16 protein-coding genes are annotated in these 17,466 nt (G+C 60.6%); 6 read left to right on the top strand and 10 right to left on the bottom strand.

Features of this window, described 5'->3' with window-relative positions; genetic code table 11:
- Positions 1 to 20 precede the first annotated feature (20 nt).
- The 5 genes from folK to HDE75_RS09880 all read right to left on the bottom strand — a co-directional run bounded on the left by folK (position 21) and on the right by HDE75_RS09880 (position 4,362).
- On the bottom strand, positions 21 to 497 hold the full coding sequence (gene folK, locus HDE75_RS09900) for a 2-amino-4-hydroxy-6-hydroxymethyldihydropteridine diphosphokinase (RefSeq protein ID WP_183674325.1): 477 nt from the start codon (positions 495 to 497) through the stop codon (positions 21 to 23).
- Entirely contained in the window at positions 497 to 1,870 is a 1,374-nt protein-coding gene (gene pcnB, locus HDE75_RS09895; RefSeq protein WP_183674328.1) for a polynucleotide adenylyltransferase PcnB, read from the bottom strand. The genes folK and pcnB overlap by 1 nt, the downstream gene beginning before the upstream one ends.
- Positions 1,863 to 2,534, bottom strand: a complete 672-nt coding sequence (locus HDE75_RS09890; protein WP_183676552.1) for a histidinol-phosphatase — start codon at positions 2,532 to 2,534, stop codon at positions 1,863 to 1,865. The genes pcnB and HDE75_RS09890 overlap by 8 nt, the downstream gene beginning before the upstream one ends.
- Positions 2,534 to 3,202, bottom strand: a complete 669-nt coding sequence (hda, locus tag HDE75_RS09885) for a DnaA regulatory inactivator Hda (RefSeq protein ID WP_183674329.1) — start codon at positions 3,200 to 3,202, stop codon at positions 2,534 to 2,536. The genes HDE75_RS09890 and hda overlap by 1 nt, the downstream gene beginning before the upstream one ends.
- A 77-nt stretch (positions 3,203 to 3,279) precedes the next feature.
- On the bottom strand, positions 3,280 to 4,362 hold the full coding sequence (locus HDE75_RS09880; protein ID WP_183674332.1) for an AI-2E family transporter: 1,083 nt from the start codon (positions 4,360 to 4,362) through the stop codon (positions 3,280 to 3,282).
- Between the two features lie 199 nt (positions 4,363 to 4,561).
- On the opposite strand from HDE75_RS09880, the gene purM reads away from it, so the two are divergent.
- Together purM and HDE75_RS09870 are read left to right on the top strand one after the other, a co-directional pair.
- Entirely contained in the window at positions 4,562 to 5,605 is a 1,044-nt protein-coding gene (purM, locus tag HDE75_RS09875; protein ID WP_183674335.1) for a phosphoribosylformylglycinamidine cyclo-ligase, read from the top strand.
- Between the two features lie 112 nt (positions 5,606 to 5,717).
- Complete coding sequence (locus HDE75_RS09870; protein WP_183674338.1) at positions 5,718 to 6,947, top strand: alkaline phosphatase family protein; 1,230 nt, start codon at positions 5,718 to 5,720, stop codon at positions 6,945 to 6,947.
- Positions 6,948 to 6,951: 4 nt separating this feature from the next.
- Here HDE75_RS09870 and HDE75_RS09865 read toward each other — a convergent pair whose 3' ends face one another.
- From HDE75_RS09865 to HDE75_RS09845, 5 genes are all read right to left on the bottom strand, one after another.
- Positions 6,952 to 8,178, bottom strand: coding sequence for a 6-phosphofructokinase (locus HDE75_RS09865; protein WP_183674340.1), 1,227 nt, complete (start codon positions 8,176 to 8,178; stop codon positions 6,952 to 6,954).
- A gap of 180 nt (positions 8,179 to 8,358) precedes the next feature.
- Positions 8,359 to 10,407, bottom strand: coding sequence for a sodium:solute symporter family protein (locus tag HDE75_RS09860; protein WP_183674342.1), 2,049 nt, complete (start codon positions 10,405 to 10,407; stop codon positions 8,359 to 8,361).
- Positions 10,404 to 10,700: a DUF4212 domain-containing protein gene (locus HDE75_RS09855; RefSeq protein ID WP_183674345.1), complete on the bottom strand. Its 297-nt coding sequence runs from the start codon at positions 10,698 to 10,700 to the stop codon at positions 10,404 to 10,406. Before HDE75_RS09855 ends, HDE75_RS09860 begins: the two co-directional genes overlap by 4 nt.
- Entirely contained in the window at positions 10,693 to 12,234 is a 1,542-nt protein-coding gene (locus HDE75_RS09850) for a sensor histidine kinase N-terminal domain-containing protein (protein ID WP_311735090.1), read from the bottom strand. Before HDE75_RS09850 ends, HDE75_RS09855 begins: the two co-directional genes overlap by 8 nt.
- Positions 12,231 to 12,953 (bottom strand): response regulator, encoded by a 723-nt coding sequence (locus HDE75_RS09845; protein WP_183674348.1) that lies wholly within the window; start codon positions 12,951 to 12,953, stop codon positions 12,231 to 12,233. The genes HDE75_RS09850 and HDE75_RS09845 overlap by 4 nt, the downstream gene beginning before the upstream one ends.
- Positions 12,954 to 13,193: 240 nt before the next feature.
- Here HDE75_RS09845 and recA point away from each other — a divergent pair, with 240 nt between their 5' ends.
- From recA to HDE75_RS09825, 4 genes are all read left to right on the top strand, one after another.
- Positions 13,194 to 14,297 (top strand): recombinase RecA, encoded by a 1,104-nt coding sequence (gene recA / locus HDE75_RS09840; RefSeq protein WP_183674351.1) that lies wholly within the window; start codon positions 13,194 to 13,196, stop codon positions 14,295 to 14,297.
- A 127-nt stretch (positions 14,298 to 14,424) separates the two neighbouring features.
- The gene (gene recX, locus HDE75_RS09835; RefSeq protein ID WP_183674354.1) at positions 14,425 to 14,880 is read left to right on the top strand and encodes a recombination regulator RecX; all 456 of its coding nucleotides are present in this window, start codon (positions 14,425 to 14,427) and stop codon (positions 14,878 to 14,880) included.
- 146 nt (positions 14,881 to 15,026) lie between these two features.
- Entirely contained in the window at positions 15,027 to 16,565 is a 1,539-nt protein-coding gene (locus HDE75_RS09830; protein WP_183674356.1) for a class I SAM-dependent methyltransferase, read from the top strand.
- Positions 16,566 to 16,862: 297 nt separating this feature from the next.
- A complete protein-coding gene (locus HDE75_RS09825; RefSeq protein ID WP_183674359.1) occupies positions 16,863 to 17,423 on the top strand; it encodes a DUF2889 domain-containing protein in 561 nt (186 codons plus the stop codon).
- Positions 17,424 to 17,466 lie beyond the last annotated feature (43 nt).

Here is a 17,466-nt window from a genome sequence, read left to right as displayed (position 1 = left end):
TGCATGGATGGTGATAATGCTCAGAGCTTCCTGATGGCCTGGTCCGCCACCCTGGGCAAAAAGGCGAGTGCGGGGCCGAGGCCAGGCACGGCGATGGCGGGCGCCAGTTCCAGCAGCGGCACCAGCACGAAGGCGCGCTCGGTCAATCGCGGATGGGGTACCGTCAAGGTGGCGCTGCCGATCTGTTCATCGCCATACAGCAGCAAGTCCAGGTCCAGCGTGCGCGGAGCGTTGCGGTAGGGCCGCTCGCGCCCGTGCGCCGCTTCGATGGCGTGCAGCGCCTGCAGCAAGGCTACTGCCGGCAGGCTGGTAGTGATATGGGCGACGGCGTTGATATAGTCGTCGCCGCTGGAATCGATCGGCGCCGTGCGGTAGCTGCTCGACGCCGCCAGCAAGGTGGCGCCAGGCAGGCGCGCCAGGCGCGCGATGGCGTCCTGCACATTAGCGCGCGCATCGCCCAGGTTGGCGCCGATGCCGATGTAGGCTTGCACTAACATTATTCGCCGCTGGTGCTGCCGGTGGTGGAGCCACCGGTGCTGGTTTTACTACGGCTGCTGCGGCGTGGCGGGCGTTTTTTCTTGGCTGCGCCGGGGGCGGCATTGGCGCTGGCCAGCAACGCTTCGCGCGTCTCTTCATCGCCTTCGTAAAAGGCTGTCCACCATTCGCCCAGTTCCATGTCGATCTCGCCGGAAGCGCAGCGCAGCAGCAGGAAGTCGTAGCCGGCGCGGAAGCGCAAGTGTTCCAGCAATTTGTACGGCGCCTTGCCAACCCGGCGTTCGAAACGGGGCTGCATCGACCAGATATCGCGCATGTCGGAACCGATCTTGCGCTGCAAGGCCAGCTTTTCCGTTTGCGAGTCGAGCACGTCGTCGGCCGCCAGGTGCAGCGCGGGGATCGTCGATTCGCCGGCGGCGCGGTAGGCCGTCCATTTTTCCAGTACCTGGTGCCACAGCAGCGAGGCAAACAAGAAGCCCGGCGACACGGTCTTGCCGGCGGCGATGCGCGCGTCGGTGGCGTCCAGCGCCAGGGTGACGAATTTCGCGCCCAGCGGCTGTTCCAGCACCACGTCGAGCAATGGCAGCAGGCCGTGATGCAAGCCTTCCTTGCGCAGCTGCTGCAAACAGGCCAGCGCATGGCCGCTCATGAGGAGCTTGAGCATTTCATCGAAGACGCGCGGCGCCGGCACATTATTGATCAGGGTAGCCATCACGGGGATCGGCGCGGCGGTGGCCGGTTCAATCGTGAATTTCAGCTTGGCGGCGAAACGCACCACGCGCAGCATGCGCACCGGGTCTTCGCGGTAGCGCTCTTCCGGCTTGCCTATCATGCGCAAGGTCTGGGCGCGGATATCTTCCACGCCGCCATGGTAGTCCAGCACTTCCTGCGTGGCCGGGTTGTAGTACATGGCGTTGATGGTGAAATCGCGGCGCAGCGCATCTTCATGCTGCAAGCCGAAGGTATTGTCGCGCAATACGCGGCCATGCTCATCCTTGGGCGCGGAATCGGAACCGGCGCCGCGGAAGGTGGTCACTTCCAGCAAGTCCTGGCCAAACATCACGTGGACGATCTGGAAACGCTTGCCGATGATGAATGCGCGGCGGAACAGCTTTTTCACCTGTTCCGGCGTGGCGTTGGTGGCGATGTCGAAGTCTTTCGGCTTCACGCCCAGCAGCAAATCGCGCACGGCGCCGCCGACCACGAACGCTTCGTAGCCAGCTTCTTGCAGGCTGCTGGTCACGCGGATGGCGTTCGAGGTCACCAGTTTCGGATCGATTCCGTGTTGCGCGGGACCGAGTACGGTGGCTACCGTGGTGTCGCGCGCTGCCTCTTTTTTAACGCCGAGGATCTTGCGGATGAATTTTTTAATCATTGAATAAGTGGAGTGATGGCCAGCCGTGGATCGATGCATGTGCGCTCAAAGCGGCGTTGGGATTGGTTGCGACGGGGTGGGTAACAACCGACATCAGCGGAATGTCATTATGCGAATCGCTGTAAAAATAACTGCGCTCGAACTGGCCCAGCTGCTTGCCCAGCTTTTCCAGCCAGGCGTGAGTGTGGGTCAGCTTGCCGGCGCCCAGGGTCGGCGTGCCGTCCAGCTTGCCCGTGACGTTGCCTTCGGCGTCCAGCTCCGGCATGGCGGCGATCAGGTGTTCCACCCCCAGCGCATCGGCGATCGGCTTGGCGATAAAGTAATTGGTGGCGGTGACGATGGCCACCAGGTCACCGGCGTCACGGTGCTGTTGCAGCAGCGTCAGCACCGATGGCAAGATCGCCGGCTTGATCACTTCTTCCATGAATTGCAGATGCAACTGGTCGAGCTGGGAGCGGGGAAATTTCGACAGCGTGCCCAGTGCGAATTCCAGGTATTCCACCGCATCGAGCGTGCCAGCCTTGTATTGTTCATAAAAGGCAGCGTTGCGGCTGGCATATTGCGCGCCGTCGATCAGGCCGGTGCGTACCAGGAAATTGCCCCACTCATTGTCGGAGTCGATGGGCAGCAGGGTGTGGTCGAGGTCAAACAGGGCCAGATTCATCATTCTTTCGCTTCCGCCTGCAGCAACTCGCGCAACAATGGCAAGGTGATAGGGCGTTGGGTTTCCAGGGAATAGAGGTCGAGAGAGTCCAGCATCGTCGACAGCGAACGCATGTCGCGCCGGAAATGGGACAGCAGATAGGGTAACACGCCCGGCGACAAGGTCAAGCCACGGGTAGCAGCCGCCTGGGTCAGAGCGGCGATTTTTTCTTCGTCCGTCAAGCCGTGGATCTGGTAGATCAAGCCCCAGCCCATGCGCGTGCGCAAGTCTTCGCGCACCGGCAGCACGGCAGGCGGCACGGCGCCGCTGCACACCATGAAAGCCTGGTTGGCGCGGATTTCATTGAATAGCGCAAAGGCGTCGATCTGTGCCAGCGGCGACAGTTTTTCGCAATCATCGAGCAGGTACAGGTCGACCTCGGGCGAGTAGACGAATTCGGATTCGATCGAGAATGGCGAAATATAGCGCGCGCGCTCGGTGCTGGCCAGGGCCTTGAGCAGATGGCTCTTGCCGGCAGCCAGTTCGCCCCATAGATAGGCAAAATGCTCGCGCGAGGTGCGCGCGGCGAACTGACGCATCAGCTGTGCCACTTCGGCATTCTGTCCCACCTCGAAGGTATCGAGGCTGTGCGCCGGATCTGTGCCTAAATCGAGCACCAGTTGTTTCATGGCGTACGCCTTGTCCTGTTTTTCATTACTGCTTGTGCATCATTGGCATTGCCAGGTTGATATGATATCCGCTTTTATTATGTATTATAGAAGCTGCTGGACAGGTAGTGGCGTCTTAGATGCCTAAAAACGACCATCAGGATGGCAGAAGCGGGTAAAGCCAGCAGTACGCCGACGAATCCGAACAGTTGTCCAAAGGCCAGCAAGGCGAAGATCACGGCCAGCGGATTCAAGCCAATGCGCTCGCCTACCAGCCGTGGCGTGAGGAAAAAGCCTTCGAATACCTGGCCGCAGCCATAGATCACGGCCACGGCGACGACGCCGCTCCAGTCGGCAAACTGCAGCAGGGCGGCGATCAGCGCCAGCACCAGTCCCAGTCCGAAGCCCAGGTAGGGAATAAACACCAGCAAGCCCGTGATGATGCCGACAGGCAACGCGACTTCGAAACCGGCGATGCTCAAAGCAATCGAATAATAGGCAGCCAGCACCAGCATCACCAGCAACTGGCCACGCAGGTATTGCGCCAGCAGGGTGTCGACTTCCTGCGCCATGCTGACCGTGCGGCCCACCCAGCGGCGCGGCACGGCGCCGGCCACGCGCGCCAGCATCGGGTGCCAGTCCAGCAGCAGGTAAAACAGCACCACGGGAATCAGCACGCCGGTGGCCAGCCAGCCCAGCACCGCCGTGCCGCCCGTGCGCGCTGAAGCGAGCACGGTGCTCCAGATTTCATCGCCGCTGGCCGCCATTTGCTGGCTCAGTATGCGCTTGATGCCGGTGCCGTCCAGGCGCACGCGGATGCCCAGGTCGCGCAGTTTCGGCGCAATCAGCTCATTCGCCTTGGTCAGAAACTGGGGGATCTGTGCCTGCAGCAGCGGGATTTCCTTTTGCAGCACGGGCACTACGATCAGGATCAAGGCGGCAATGGCCAGGAAAAACAGCAGCACCACGGCCAGCACGGCCAGCGGACGGGGCAGATAAAAGCGTTTGTAGTGCAGGCGTTGCAAACGGTCCACGCCGGGATTGAGCACATAGGCAAGGATGGCGGCGGCCAGGAAAGGCGTCAATATCGGCCCCAGGCTGACCAGCAAGAGCAGGAATGCCAGCCAGACCGCGATCCAAAATGCTGTTTGCTTCTGTTCGGCGGTGATGGGCAATGACATGAAGTTTGGGCTTTTGCGTTAAAAAAAGGCAGTTAATTACGAAAGTGGGGGGCAGTTTGATAAAATAGCGTCTTGAACGACCGAATTGACCGGCTGGCGATCTGCCGCCTCGATGTCGAAAACATCGGTGCGTGCGTGCGTCAGCGGCCATCCGCCTTCTATCCGCCTTCTATTTTACCGCCTCCGCAGCCACCACACCATGAACCAGACTTCTAATGTTTCCCTTTCCTACCGTGACGCCGGCGTCGACATCGACGCAGGCGACGCTTTAGTCGAAGCAATCAAGCCGTTTGCCAAGCGTACCCTGCGCGAAGGCGTGCTGGGCGGCCTGGGCGGTTTTGGCGCCATGTTTGAAATCAGCAAGAAGTACAAGGAGCCGGTGCTGGTTTCCGGCACTGATGGCGTCGGCACCAAGCTGAAGCTGGCATTTGAGTTGAATCGCCACGACACGGTCGGCATCGACCTGGTGGCCATGAGCGTCAACGATATCCTGGTGCAAGGCGCCGAGCCTTTGTTCTTCCTCGATTATTTCGCTTGCGGCAAGCTGGACGTGGCGATCGCCACCGACGTGATCAAGGGCATCGCCCAGGGTTGCGAACAAGCGGGCTGCGCACTGATCGGCGGCGAAACGGCGGAAATGCCGAGCATGTACCCGGCTGGCGAATACGACTTGGCAGGCTTTGCCGTCGGCGCCGTGGAAAAATCGCAGATCATTGACGGCACCAAGATCGCTCCGGGCGACGTGGTACTGGGCCTGGCTTCGTCGGGCGTGCACTCGAACGGTTACTCGCTGGTGCGCAAGATCATCGAAGTGGCAAAACCGGACCTGGAAGGCGACTTCCACGGCCGCACGCTGGCCGACGTGCTGATGCAGCCGACGCGCATCTACGTCAAGCCATTGCTGGCGCTGATGGCCTCGCTGGAAGTCAAGGGCATGGTGCACATCACCGGCGGCGGTCTGGTGGAAAATATTCCACGCGTGCTGCAGCCTGGCCTGGTTGCCGAGCTGGACTCGAAATCGTGGACCATGCCGCCGCTGTTCACCTGGCTGCAACAGCACGGTGGCGTGGCGGACGCTGAAATGCACCGCGTGTTCAACTGCGGTATCGGCATGACCGTCATCGTGTCGGCAGAAAACGCCGACGCCGCCATCGCGCAATTGCAAGCGGCTGGCGAAACCGTATCGCGTATCGGCACCATCCGTGCGCGCGTCGGCGACGAGCATCAAACTATTGTCCTTTAAGTTTTAATACTTAAAAAAAGCGGACCGCGCCCCTGGCGCCGTCCGCTTTTTTCATGCCCGTGTCATGCCCCGCGCTTACAATGCGCGTATTCCGATCATCAAGGTTTTCCCTATGTTGTTTAAAAAAATAGCCTGTTTATTCATGCTGGCTGCGGCTGGCTATGCTTCGGCCCGCACGCCTGTCATCCTGGTGTCGATGGATGGATTCCGTCCTGACTATCTTGAGCGTGGCGTCACGCCGAATCTGAACCAGGTGGCCGCGGGCGGCGTGCGCGCCGAGGCCATGTTGCCATCGTTTCCGTCGATTACTTTCCCTAACCACTACACGCTGGTGACGGGCTTGCGTCCCGACCATCACGGCATCGTCGGCAATACCATGAACGATGTGGATATTCCCGGTGTGCGTTTCAGCATGAGCAATACCGCCGCCGTGCTCGACCGCCGCTGGTGGGACCAGGCCGAGCCGGTATGGGTGACGGCAGAACTGCACGGCATCCGCAGCAAGACCATGTTCTGGCCCGGCTCCGAAGCAGCCATCCACGGCGTGCGTCCCACCGAGGCACCGGCCTTTGATGGCAAGCTGCCGGCTGAAAAAAGGGTAGACAAGCTGCTGTCCTGGCTAGATGGCCCAGCCGAGTCGCAGCCGGGCTTCATGACCTTGTACCTGGACGATGTCGACCATGCCGGCCATGATTTTGGCCCGGACAGCGAACAGGTCACGCAAGCGGTAGCGCACGTCGACCAGGCCGTGGGGCGTTTGATGGAAGGCCTTAGCAGCCGCCATCTGGCTGCCAATATCGTCATCGTTTCCGATCACGGCATGGCTGGTGTCAGCAAGGATAGGGTGGTACGCATGGACAAGCTGGCGCCAGAGAGCAGCTATCGCATCACTTCCAGCGGCCCTTACGCCAGCGTGGATGCGGCACCGGGACAGGAAACCGTGGTCGAGGCGGCCCTGCTGCAGCCGCACGAGCACATGCAGTGCTGGCGCAAGGCCGAGATTCCTGCGCGGCTGGAATTTGGCCACAATGCACGCGTGCCAGCTTATCTGTGCCTGGGAGAGCCGGGCTGGTCGCTGCTCTTCAACGACAAGGCCGTTGCGCGCCTGAAAGGCGGCACGCACGGTTACGACAACCAGGCGCCCGAGATGCGCGCCACCTTTATCGCCACCGGCCCCGCCTTCAAGCTGGGCGTGGTGTTGCCGGCGTTTGATAACGTGGATGTTTATCCACTGCTGATGCGCTTGCTGGACCTGGCGCCCTTGCCATCGGACGGCAACATTGCCCCGCTGCTGCCGGCCTTGCAAGAGAGCGCCGCTGCGGCCGGGCAGCCGCAGGGCTGATGACTCAGGGCTTGAGCACCTTGGCCACTTTCGCTGCCCGCAGGCGGAAGGCGTCCGGCATGCTTGAGCCCAAGAGCGGGCGCAGATACATGCGGAAGGCGTCCGTCACATCGGTGCCGCTGTCGCTGATGAATTCGTCTTCCATGATGCGCGTCTTGCCCGCCACGTCCGTCAGTGGCAGCAAGGCGTAATCGACCGAATAAAAGCCCGTGCGCTTGATGGCCACCGAGCCATCGCGGTCGCCCCACATGGCGAACTGCACGGCTTTTTCACCCACCTCGCGCGCTTCGCGCTGGTCCACGTCCGACACGCAGCCGATAAACGAGCGCTGCAGATAGCCAAAGGTATCGCCGCGCACGCGCTTGATGCCCAGCTTATCCTTGATCTCGTCGCACAGCAGGTCGGCCAGCGCGCCGGTACCCGACAATTGCACATTGCCATGCGCATCGCGTTCGACTGTATTGCCGGCCTTTTGCGCCAGCAGGCTGGCAATCGCTTCCCCGGAAGCGTCATGGATGCCTTCGGAGACGGCGATCACACAGCGGCCATATTTTTCATAGGTGGCCTTGACGTCGGCCAGGAATTGATCGAGCACAAACACGCGTTCTGGCAGGTAAATCAAATGTGGCCCATCGTCAGGAAACTTCTTGCCCAATGCGGCGGCGGCCGTCAGGAAGCCCGCGTGGCGGCCCATCACCACGCCCACGTAGACGCCAGGCAGGGCGGCGTTGTCCAGGTTGGCGCCGGCAAACGCCTGCGCCACGAAACGGGCGGCCGACGGGAAACCGGGTGTGTGGTCGCTGCCGACCAGGTCATTGTCGATGGTTTTCGGGATATGGATGCAGCGCAGCGGATAGCCGGCTTTGTGCGCTTCTTCGCTGACGATGCGCACCGTGTCGGACGAGTCATTGCCGCCGATGTAAAAGAAGTGTTCGATCTCATGCGCGCGCAGCACTTCAAAGATTTGCTGGCAATACGCGATATCGGGCTTGTCGCGCGTGGAGCCCAGGGCCGACGAGGGCGTGGCGGCCACCAGTTCCAGATTGTGGCTGGTTTCCTGCGTCAGATCGACGAATTCCTCGTTGATGATGCCGCGCACCCCGTGCAGCGCGCCATACACGCGCGTGACGTGCTGGAAGCGCCGCGATTCGAGCACCACGCCGACCAGCGACTGGTTGATGACGGCGGTGGGACCGCCCCCTTGGGCGACAAGAATTTTTCCAGACGGCATGAGGTTTCCTTGTAAGTGGCACGGCCCTCCAGCCTACTCCTTTTTCGTCGCCGCGCGGCCGTTTCCAATATTTGCGTCGAGGAATTTTTCCACGCGGCCCCAGAAATCAATGCGGTTCTTGGGCAGGTAATATTGCTTTCTTAAGAAAATCGTTTTTATTTCAAACAGTGTTTTCCATCCTTATTCCGGCGCCCGTATATGCTCCACCAGCCCCGTGCTGCGCCGGCCCGGCTTTGGCGTCAGCCAGCTGATCAGGATGGTAGCTGCCAGGCCGGCCGGCACGCCGAAGATGCCAGCGGAAATCGGTGCGATATGGAACCACTGTTCCGCTGCACTGCCGCCCAGCATGCTGCTGGTGTGCATCATGTAATACAGGCAGACGCCAAAGCCCGTCAGCATGCCGGCCAGTGCGCCGTAATGGTTGGCGCGTTTCCAGAATACCCCCAGCACCAGCACCGGGAACAGGGTCGAGGCGGCCAGCGAAAAGGCCACGCCCACCAATGACAGGATGTCGGCCGGTTTTTGCGAGGCGGCGTAGGCGGCAATAAAGGCCACGGCCAGCAGCAGCAACTTGGAAATCGTCACGCGCTTGCGCGTCGAGGCGGTCGGGTCGACCACCTTGTAATAAATGTCGTGCGATAGCGCATTGGAAATGGCCAGCAGCAAGCCGTCCGCCGTCGACAAAGCCGCTGCCAGGCCGCCGGCCGCCACCAGCCCGGATATCACATACGGCAAGCCAGCGATTTCCGGCGTGGCCAGCACCAGCACGTCGGCGTCGATGGCAATTTCTGCCAGTTGCACGATGCCGTCGCGGTTCACGTCGACAATGCTGATCAATGGATTGAGTTTATCGACATTGGCCCAGTATGAAACCCACGTGGGCAGGTTGGCGTATTGCGTGCCCACCAGCGCCGAATAAATATCATATTTCACGAGTACGGCCAGCGCGGGAATGGTCAGATAAATCAGCAGAATAAAGAATAGCGTCCAGAATACGGAGACCCGCGTTGCATGCACGGAGGGCGTGGTGTAGGAGCGCATCAATATATGTGGCAGGGCGGCCGTGCCCAGCATCATGCAAAACACCAGGGCCAAAAAATTATTGCGCTTGATGTCGGACTGTTCTCGGTCCGGCGCAGGGAAGGGCTGGGCGTGCGGCGTGATGGGCTCGGAGCGTTTCTGGTTCATGGCTTGCGCCGTCTGCCACAGCACGCGGGCCTCGTCCGCATTCTTCGGGTAGGCGAGCAGGTAGCGTTCGGCATTGCGGATGTCGAGTAGTGGGGCATTTTTCAGGCGCAAATTATCGAGCTGGCGCTGGGCCGCCAGCCGTCCCTGTTCCCACGATTCGGGCAAGCGTTCCAGCCTAGCCTGGTAGTTGCTGGCCCGCTGCCGGAAAATATCGCGCACTTCCTGTTCCTTGGGATCGTTCTCCAGCACATGTTCGCGCGCGCTCAGCTGTGGCAGCACCTTGCCATACGCCAGTTGCGGCACGGGATTGTCGCCATGCTTGACCGACAGCCACATGGCGGGGATCAGAAAGGCCACCAGGATGATGATGTATTGCGCCACCTGCGTCCAGGTGATGGCGCGCATGCCACCGAGGAAAGAGCAGACCAGGATGCTGGCCAGTCCCAGGAAAATACCGACCGAAAAATCCACGCCCGTGAAACGCGAGGCGATCAGGCCCACGGCGTAAATCTGCGCCACCACATAGGTGAATGAAACGATGATGGTGGCGGCCACGGCCACCACGCGCACGGGCGCACCGCGTCCTTCGGCGCCGCTGACGTAGCGGGCCGCCAGGAAATCGGGAATCGTGTACTGGCCGAACTTGCGCAGGTAGGGCGCAATCAGCAATGCCACCAGGCAATAGCCGCCAGTCCAGCCCATGATGAAGGCCAGGCCGTCGAAACCGTTCAGGTATAAGCCACCCGCCAGGCTGATGAAACTGGCCGCCGAAATCCAGTCGGCAGCGGTGGCCATGCCATTGAACATGGCTGGCACCCTGCGTCCCGCCACATAATATTCCGTCACGTTCGAGGTGCGGCTGATGACGCCGATGGTGGCGTACAGGGTGATGGTGGCGATCATGAACAGATAGCCTATCCACGAGCGCGGCATGCCCTCTTGCTCCAGCACGGTCAGGGCCAGCAGGAAGAGGGCGAAGCCAGCGGAAAACAGCAGATAATAGCGCGACAAACGGGCAAAGAAGCTGCGTGGTGCGCTCATGGCTGTTTCTCCGCAGCGTGTTGCGCCTGGTGAAATTCACGGTCGAGGCGGCGCATGGACCAGGCATACACGCCGATGATGGCCAGGTACACCAGCGAGGCGCCCTGGGCCGCCATATAAAACGGCAAGGGCCAGCCAAAGACATTCAGGTGCAACAGTTCGCGTGCATAAAACACCGTCAAAAAGCCCGTCAGCAGCCAGACCAGCAGCAGGATGGCCGTCAGGCGCTGCGTCTTGCGCCAGTGCGCGGCGCGCCGCGCCTGCAGGGCAGCGTGGTCGGCCGGTTTATCCATAGTTGATGTCGTCATCCGGTTCGGGCGCATCCGGCAATAGCAGGGCTATACTCAGGCGAAATAAAGTGCCGGGCAGCTTGGGCGATTGCGCGCGCGGGTTATTGAAAATATCGACTTCGGCACCGTGTTGCTGGGCAATTTCGCGCACGATGGCCAGGCCCAGTCCGCTACCGTCGGCATTGCTGCCAAGAATGCGGTAAAAGCGTTCAAACACATGCGGGCGCTCCGCTTGCGGGATGCCGGGCCCCGTGTCTTCCACTTCCAGGATGGCCAGTTCGGCTGTGCCGCGCACGCGCACCGTGACGCTGCCGCCCGACGGCGTATAGCGCAAGGCGTTATCGATCAGGTTGCCCAGCAGTTCGCGCAACATCATCGCATTGCCTGAAATCATGATGGGATACGAGGGTTGTTCGAAGCCCAGGTCGATCTGCTGGGCGAATGAAGTTTGCACCCAGTCGTGCACCACGCCGCGCGCCAGTTCACTGAGCTCGATAGGCTCGAACGCCGTACCTGCCTGAGGCTGGTTTTCTGCGCGCGCCAGGGCCAGCAACTGGTTGACCAGCCGCGTGGCCGATTCCGAACTCTTGGCCAGCTGCATCAGCGAGCGGTGTATTTCATCGTGGTCGGTCTGGCGCAAGGCCAGTTCGGACTGCATGCGCATGCCGGCCAGCGGCGTTTTCATCTGATGGGCCGCGTCGGCAATAAAGCGTTTCTGCATGTCGATCGATAGCGACAGGCGCGCCAGCATGTCATTGAGCGAACCGACCAGCGGCGTGATTTCCTCGGGTACCTGGCCTGTTTCGATAGGACTGAGGTCATCGGGCGGCCGCGCCCGTATGCGTTCCTGCAATTGCGCCAGCGGCGACAGGCCGCGCGCCAGGGCAAACCAGACCAGGGCCAGCACGATGGGCAGGATGATGAACTGCGGCAAAATTACGCCCTTGATGATTTCATTGGCCAGCTGGGCACGTTTTTCCAGCGTTTCGGCCACCTGCACCAGCGCGCGGCGCGGCTCTTCGCCGTTCAGGGAGGCCGGCATGTCGAGGTAGGAAAACGCCACGCGCACGGGCGTGCCATGGATGGTGTCGTTGCGGAACAGCACCACGCCGCTGCGGTAGCGTTCCGGGTCCAGCGGCGGCGGCAAGTCGCGGTCGCCCGCAACGTAGCTGCCATCCTGGCCGACGATTAGGTAATACACGGAGTCGATATCGTCGCCGCGCAGAAAGTCGCGCGCCGTGCGCCCCGTGCGTTCGGGCTGCTGCGCCGCATATTGGCCGCCCGGCTGCTTGACTTGCTGCGTCAGCATGGTGACGCTGTCTTCCAGCGCATGGTCGAATGGCTGGTTGGCGATGCCCTTGGCCACCAGATACGTGATGGCGATGCTCATCGGCCACAGCAGCAGCAAGGGCGCCAGCATCCAGTCGAGAATTTCGCCAAACAGCGAGTGCTGGATGGTATCGTCCTGCTCGCTGGCTGGCGGCTCGAACCAGTCGTCTTGCGCCGCCTCGTCGTTTGGTGCCTCGCGCGGCTTCACTTGCCGGCGGCGCCAGTGGCCTGGCTCGCTTCAGCGCTCAGGCGTGCCGCTTCCGAATATTTTTCCAGGCAGTAGCCGAGGCCGCGCACGGTGGCGATGCGCACGCCACCCACCTCGATCTTCTTGCGCAGCCGGTGCACATAGACTTCGATGGCATTGTTCGACACTTCTTCGCCCCACTGGCACAGATGATCGACCAATTGCTCCTTGGACACCAAGCGCCCTGTGCGGCTGAGCAAGACCTCCAGCAAGCCCAGTTCGCGCGCCGACAAGTCCAGCATCTGCTCATTGATGTAGGCGCTGCGCCCTACCTGGTCGTAGCTGAGCGGGCCGTGCTTGATGACGGTGGCGCCGCCGCCGGCGCCGCGGCGCGTCAGGGCGCGCACTCTTGCCTCCAGTTCCGACAGGGCGAAGGGCTTGGCCATATAATCATCGGCGCCCAGATCGAGGCCATTGACGCGTTGCTCGATGGAGTCGGCCGCCGTGAGTATCAGCACGGGCAATAGCGAGGCGCGGGCGCGCAGGCGGCGCAGCACTTCCAGGCCCGACATCTTGGGCAAGCCCAGGTCGAGTATCAGCAAGTCGAATTCCTGGGTGGACAGGGCGGTGTCGGCTTCCTGGCCGTTTTTGACGTAATCGATGGCATAACCGGACTGGCGCAGCGAACGGGTCAAGCCATCGGCCAGCACGCTGTCATCTTCGGCAAGTAAAATACGCATGGTCACACTTCCTGAGCTTGCAGCAATAGAAAAAAGAAGTTCGACTGTATTGTGTTTCATTTTCCGCAAGGTGGCGAGTATTTGTGTGAAACAGGGACTGTATTGACCTGTTTCAAAACAAATCCACGTTCCGCTTGCATTGATCACTGTTTTTTTATACAGTAGTGACTGTTTAGAGAATTTAACCAACCCCGCGAGACTTTATTCCGCGCCCAGGCTGAAAGAACGCTGAAAGAACATATGGACGATAAAAAAGCTGTAGTACCCGCATCGGAAAAAGCCAAGGCGCTCGCCGCCGCACTGGCACAGATCGAGAAGCAGTTTGGCAAAGGTTCGGTCATGCGCATGGATGCCAGCGCACCGATCGAAGAAGTGCAAGTCGTGTCGACCGGTTCGCTCGGCCTCGATATCGCACTGGGCGTAGGCGGCTTGCCGCGTGGCCGCGTGGTGGAAATCTACGGTCCTGAATCGTCGGGTAAAACCACCTTGACCCTGCAAACCATTGCTGAAATGCAAAAACTGGGCGGCACTTGCGCCTTTATCGATGCGGAGCACGCGCTGGACGTCGGTTACGCGCAAAAACTGGGCGTCAACCTGCACGAATTGCTGATCTCGCAACCGGACACGGGCGAGCAAGCGCTGGAAATCTGCGATGCACTGGTGCGTTCGGGCAGCGTCGACCTGGTCGTCATCGACTCCGTGGCTGCCCTGACGCCACGCGCCGAGATCGAAGGCGACATGGGTGATTCCTTGCCGGGTCTGCAAGCACGTCTGATGTCGCAAGCCCTGCGCAAGCTGACCGGCTCCATCAACCGCACCAATACCCTGGTCATCTTCATTAACCAGATCCGCATGAAGATCGGCGTGATGTTTGGCAGCCCGGAAACCACCACCGGCGGCAATGCGCTGAAATTCTATGCCTCCGTGCGCCTCGACATCCGCCGCACCGGTTCGATCAAATCGGGCGATGAAGTGATCGGCAACGAAACCAAGGTCAAGGTCGTCAAGAACAAGATCGCGCCACCATTCAAGGAAGCGCATTTCGATATCCTGTACGGCGCAGGCACTTCGCGTGAAGGCGAAATCCTGGATCTGGGTTCGGACGCCAAGATCGTGGAAAAATCGGGTTCCTGGTATAGCTACAACGGCGAACGCATCGGCCAGGGCAAGGACAACGCCCGTGCCTTCCTGCAAGAGCGTCCGGCGCTGGCGCGTGAAATTGAAAACAAGGTACGCGCTTCGCTGGGCGTGCGCGAACTGCCGCCGCTGGCTGCTGAAAAACCTGAAAAGGCGGATAAGGCCGACAAGGCTGCCAAGGCGGTTGAAGCCAAGGTTGCCGAGTAAGCTGTCAAGCGCTAAGCAGTGGCCAGCTGCGCTGCCGCTGGCCGCATAAAAGTTTTACAATGATTGCCGCCTTGCGCCCGTGCGCCTGGCGGCAATTGTATTTTTGGGTAGGGATAAGGGTGTATGTATGGCAGCGGTACAACTAAGCCTGAAGGGCAGGGCGCTACGCTTTTTGTCGATGCGTGAACATAGCCGCATGGAATTGCGGCGCAAGCTGCAGCGGCATGCGCAAGAGGGCGACGATGTGGAAGCCTTGCTCGACAGCCTGGAAAAGGCCAACTGGCTGTCGCAGGAACGCTTTTCCGAATCGCTGATCCATCGCCGTTCGGCCCGCTTTGGCAATAGCCGTATCATGGCCGAGCTGCAAAGCCATGGCATCGGCGGCGAGGCGCTGCAGGAATTGAAGGCAGGCCTGGCCGAAGGTGAAACAGCGCGCGCCTGCGAGGTATGGCGCCGCAAGTTCGGGCAAGTGGCGCAGGATGCCGAACAGCGCAACAAGCAGATGCGCTTCCTGATGCAGCGCGGCTTTTCGCAAAAGGCCGTGCAAGTGGCCTTGAAGGGGCTGGACCCGGACGAGGAGTAGGATTTTGTCCCTGCAAGCCTGCCACCTGCGCTTGCATTCCTCCCCTGAAAATGCCTCCTTTTCTCTGCTTGCGCTACCCTCGCAATACGTTATCCTTGTGCCATTGATCATGTGCCGTGCGCACAACAGGATGACAGGATACCGAGATGAGCAACTGGAATGCCGGCTATGTGGCCGAGGTCGCCTATACCTATGGCTATTACGAAGAACTGAACCCGCTACGTTTGCAATTGCCGCTGCTGGCCGCTGGCCTGGCCCTGCCGGCGCGCGGTACCGCTTGCGAGCTGGGCTTTGGCCAGGGCGTGAGCGTCAATATCCATGCGGCCGGCTCGACCACGCGCTGGTTTGGCAACGACTTCAATCCGGCCCAGGCCGCGTTTGCCCAGGAACTGGCCGGCGCCGCTGGTGCCGGCGCTCATTTGACCGACGAATCGTTCGAACAGTTTTGCCGCCGCGATGATTTGCCCGATTTTGACTTTATCGCTCTGCATGGCATCTGGAGCTGGGTCTCGGACGAAAACCGCGCGCTGATCGTGGACTTCCTGCACCGCAAGCTGAAGGTGGGCGGCGTTGCCTACATCAGCTATAACACCCAGCCCGGCTGGGCCGCCATGATGCCGCTGCGCGAATTGCTATCGGAGCACAGCCGTGTGATGGCCGCGCCCGGTGTCGGGGTGCTGTCGCGCATTGAGGGCGCTATCGATTTCGTCGACCGCATGATCGCCACGCAACCGCGCTATATGCTGGCCAACCCCTTGCTGGCCGACCGTTTCGACAAGCTCAAGGCGCTGGACCGCAACTATCTGGCGCACGAGTACTTCAATATGGATTGGCAGCCAATGGCGTTTTCCAAAGCGGCGGCCCTGCTGGCCGAAGCCAAGCTCGATTTTGCCGCGTCCGCCACCTATACCGACCATGTCGACATGCTCAACCTGACGGCTGAGCATCAGCAATTCCTGGCCGGGATACCCGACCCCATCTTCCGCGAGACGACGCGGGCGTTCCTGGTCAACCAGCAATTTCGCAAGGATTACTGGGTCAAGGGCGCCCGCAAGCTGACGCCCTTTGCCCAGGCGAAGGCTATCCGCGCCGTACGCGTGCTGCTGGTGACGCCCCGCGATGAAGTGGTGATGAGCGTGCACGGCGTGCTGGGCGATGCCGATATGGATGAACTTGTCTACGGCCCCGTGCTTGACCTGCTGTTTGACCACCGCATCTGCACCATCGGCGAGCTGGAGCAGGAGTTGGCCGGACGCGAGGTCAGCCTGGCTGCCCTGTTGCAAATCATCTTGGTGTTGATCAGCAAGGGGAGTGTCAACGCCGTGCAGGATGAGGCCGAAATTGTTGCAGCGCGGCCGCAGACGGATCGCCTGAACCGCCATCTGCTCGAACTGGCGCTGGAAAGGACAGACCTCACCACCCTGGCCAGTCCGGTGACGGGCGGCGGCGTATTTGTACCACATTTACAACAGCTATTGCTGCGCGCGACATTGCAGGGACGGCATCTGCCGGAAGAATTGGTCAGTGCTACCTGGCCTGTATTACTGCGCATGAACCGTCTGCTATCGAAGGATGGACAAGTCTTGCAGACGGAACAAGAAAACCTGGCCGAGCTCTATCGGCACGCGCACTATTTTACCGAGTGTGAGCTGCCTATTTTGCAGGCATTCGGTATTCTCGACTGACGCTGGAGCGAACCTGGGTCACCTTGGCCCAGGTTCGCTTGACACGGGCACACGCCGTTTTAAGTTATATTGATTACGAATGAATGACATTCATTTAGTCGTTTTCAACGATGGTTAGCGGGCTTATATTGCTGGCAATAAAAAATTATGTTGCGGCGCAACTAGCGTGCTCTGTGCTACACTTTTAGGGTTTTTGCGGCGCCGCAGGTGCGGTTGCTGTTCGTAGAAGCTGCGAACGGCGTGCTTTATGCACATGGCTGCTTACTAAATTTTGGCCGCGCAAGCGGCATCGGTCTTATGCCCCTGTCAACTCCCGTTTCCCGGCGCGCCCTACGGCACACCCGCGTTATCGACGTCCAAGCGTACGCGCGCGAGGATGGCCTATGGGATATTGACGCGCATATCAGCGATATCAAGAGTTTTGACGCCACCCTGGCCTCCGGCCCCCGGCCCGCCGGTACCCCCTTGCATGACCTCCATTTGCGCATTACCGTTGATCGCGAACTGACCATCGTCGAGGCTGAAGCCGCCTCCGATTCCGTACCCTATCCCGGCTTTTGCGATACCATCGGCCCCGCTTACCAGGCGCTGATCGGTCTGAATCTATTGAAGAATTTCCGCCGCGACTTGAAAGAGCGTCTGGCGGGAATCGCCGGCTGTACCCATCTGACCGAACTGGCGCAAGTCTTGCCGACTGCGACGGTTCAGGCATTTGCCGGCGATGTCTGGTCGACCCGTGACGGTGCGAATGCTGATTTGCCGCATGAAAAGCCGTTTCAACTCGACAAGTGCCACGCCCTGCGCACCGATGGCGGGGCGGTTGCACAGTATTACCCGCGCTGGGTAGCCAAAGCGTGACCCCGGCGCTGTTTTTCCTGTTTTTTTGCACCACTAACCGTAT

The organism is Janthinobacterium silvisoli, from assembly GCF_014200725.1.
In the GTDB taxonomy this organism is placed as follows: Bacteria; Pseudomonadota; Gammaproteobacteria; order Burkholderiales; family Burkholderiaceae_D; genus Janthinobacterium.
This window is presented reverse-complemented; position numbering and strand designations above follow the sequence as displayed.

What these genes read in the sequence shown, in the direction of transcription:
- HDE75_RS09825 (WP_183674359.1), top strand. Translation starts at nt 16,863, where the DNA reads ATGCCCCTGTCAACTCCCGTTTCCCGGCGCGCCCTACGGCACACCCGC.
- HDE75_RS09880 (WP_183674332.1), bottom strand. Translation starts at nt 4,362, where the DNA reads ATGTCATTGCCCATCACCGCCGAACAGAAGCAAACAGCATTTTGGATC.
- purM (WP_183674335.1), top strand. Translation starts at nt 4,562, where the DNA reads ATGAACCAGACTTCTAATGTTTCCCTTTCCTACCGTGACGCCGGCGTC.
- HDE75_RS09855 (WP_183674345.1), bottom strand. Translation starts at nt 10,700, where the DNA reads ATGGATAAACCGGCCGACCACGCTGCCCTGCAGGCGCGGCGCGCCGCG.
- folK (WP_183674325.1), bottom strand. Translation starts at nt 497, where the DNA reads ATGTTAGTGCAAGCCTACATCGGCATCGGCGCCAACCTGGGCGATGCG.
- recA (WP_183674351.1), top strand. Translation starts at nt 13,194, where the DNA reads ATGGACGATAAAAAAGCTGTAGTACCCGCATCGGAAAAAGCCAAGGCG.
- HDE75_RS09845 (WP_183674348.1), bottom strand. Translation starts at nt 12,953, where the DNA reads ATGCGTATTTTACTTGCCGAAGATGACAGCGTGCTGGCCGATGGCTTG.
- HDE75_RS09860 (WP_183674342.1), bottom strand. Translation starts at nt 10,407, where the DNA reads ATGAGCGCACCACGCAGCTTCTTTGCCCGTTTGTCGCGCTATTATCTG.
- pcnB (WP_183674328.1), bottom strand. Translation starts at nt 1,870, where the DNA reads ATGATTAAAAAATTCATCCGCAAGATCCTCGGCGTTAAAAAAGAGGCA.
- HDE75_RS09870 (WP_183674338.1), top strand. Translation starts at nt 5,718, where the DNA reads ATGTTGTTTAAAAAAATAGCCTGTTTATTCATGCTGGCTGCGGCTGGC.
- HDE75_RS09865 (WP_183674340.1), bottom strand. Translation starts at nt 8,178, where the DNA reads ATGCCGTCTGGAAAAATTCTTGTCGCCCAAGGGGGCGGTCCCACCGCC.
- HDE75_RS09890 (WP_183676552.1), bottom strand. Translation starts at nt 2,534, where the DNA reads ATGAATCTGGCCCTGTTTGACCTCGACCACACCCTGCTGCCCATCGAC.
- HDE75_RS09830 (WP_183674356.1), top strand. Translation starts at nt 15,027, where the DNA reads ATGAGCAACTGGAATGCCGGCTATGTGGCCGAGGTCGCCTATACCTAT.
- recX (WP_183674354.1), top strand. Translation starts at nt 14,425, where the DNA reads ATGGCAGCGGTACAACTAAGCCTGAAGGGCAGGGCGCTACGCTTTTTG.
- hda (WP_183674329.1), bottom strand. Translation starts at nt 3,202, where the DNA reads ATGAAACAACTGGTGCTCGATTTAGGCACAGATCCGGCGCACAGCCTC.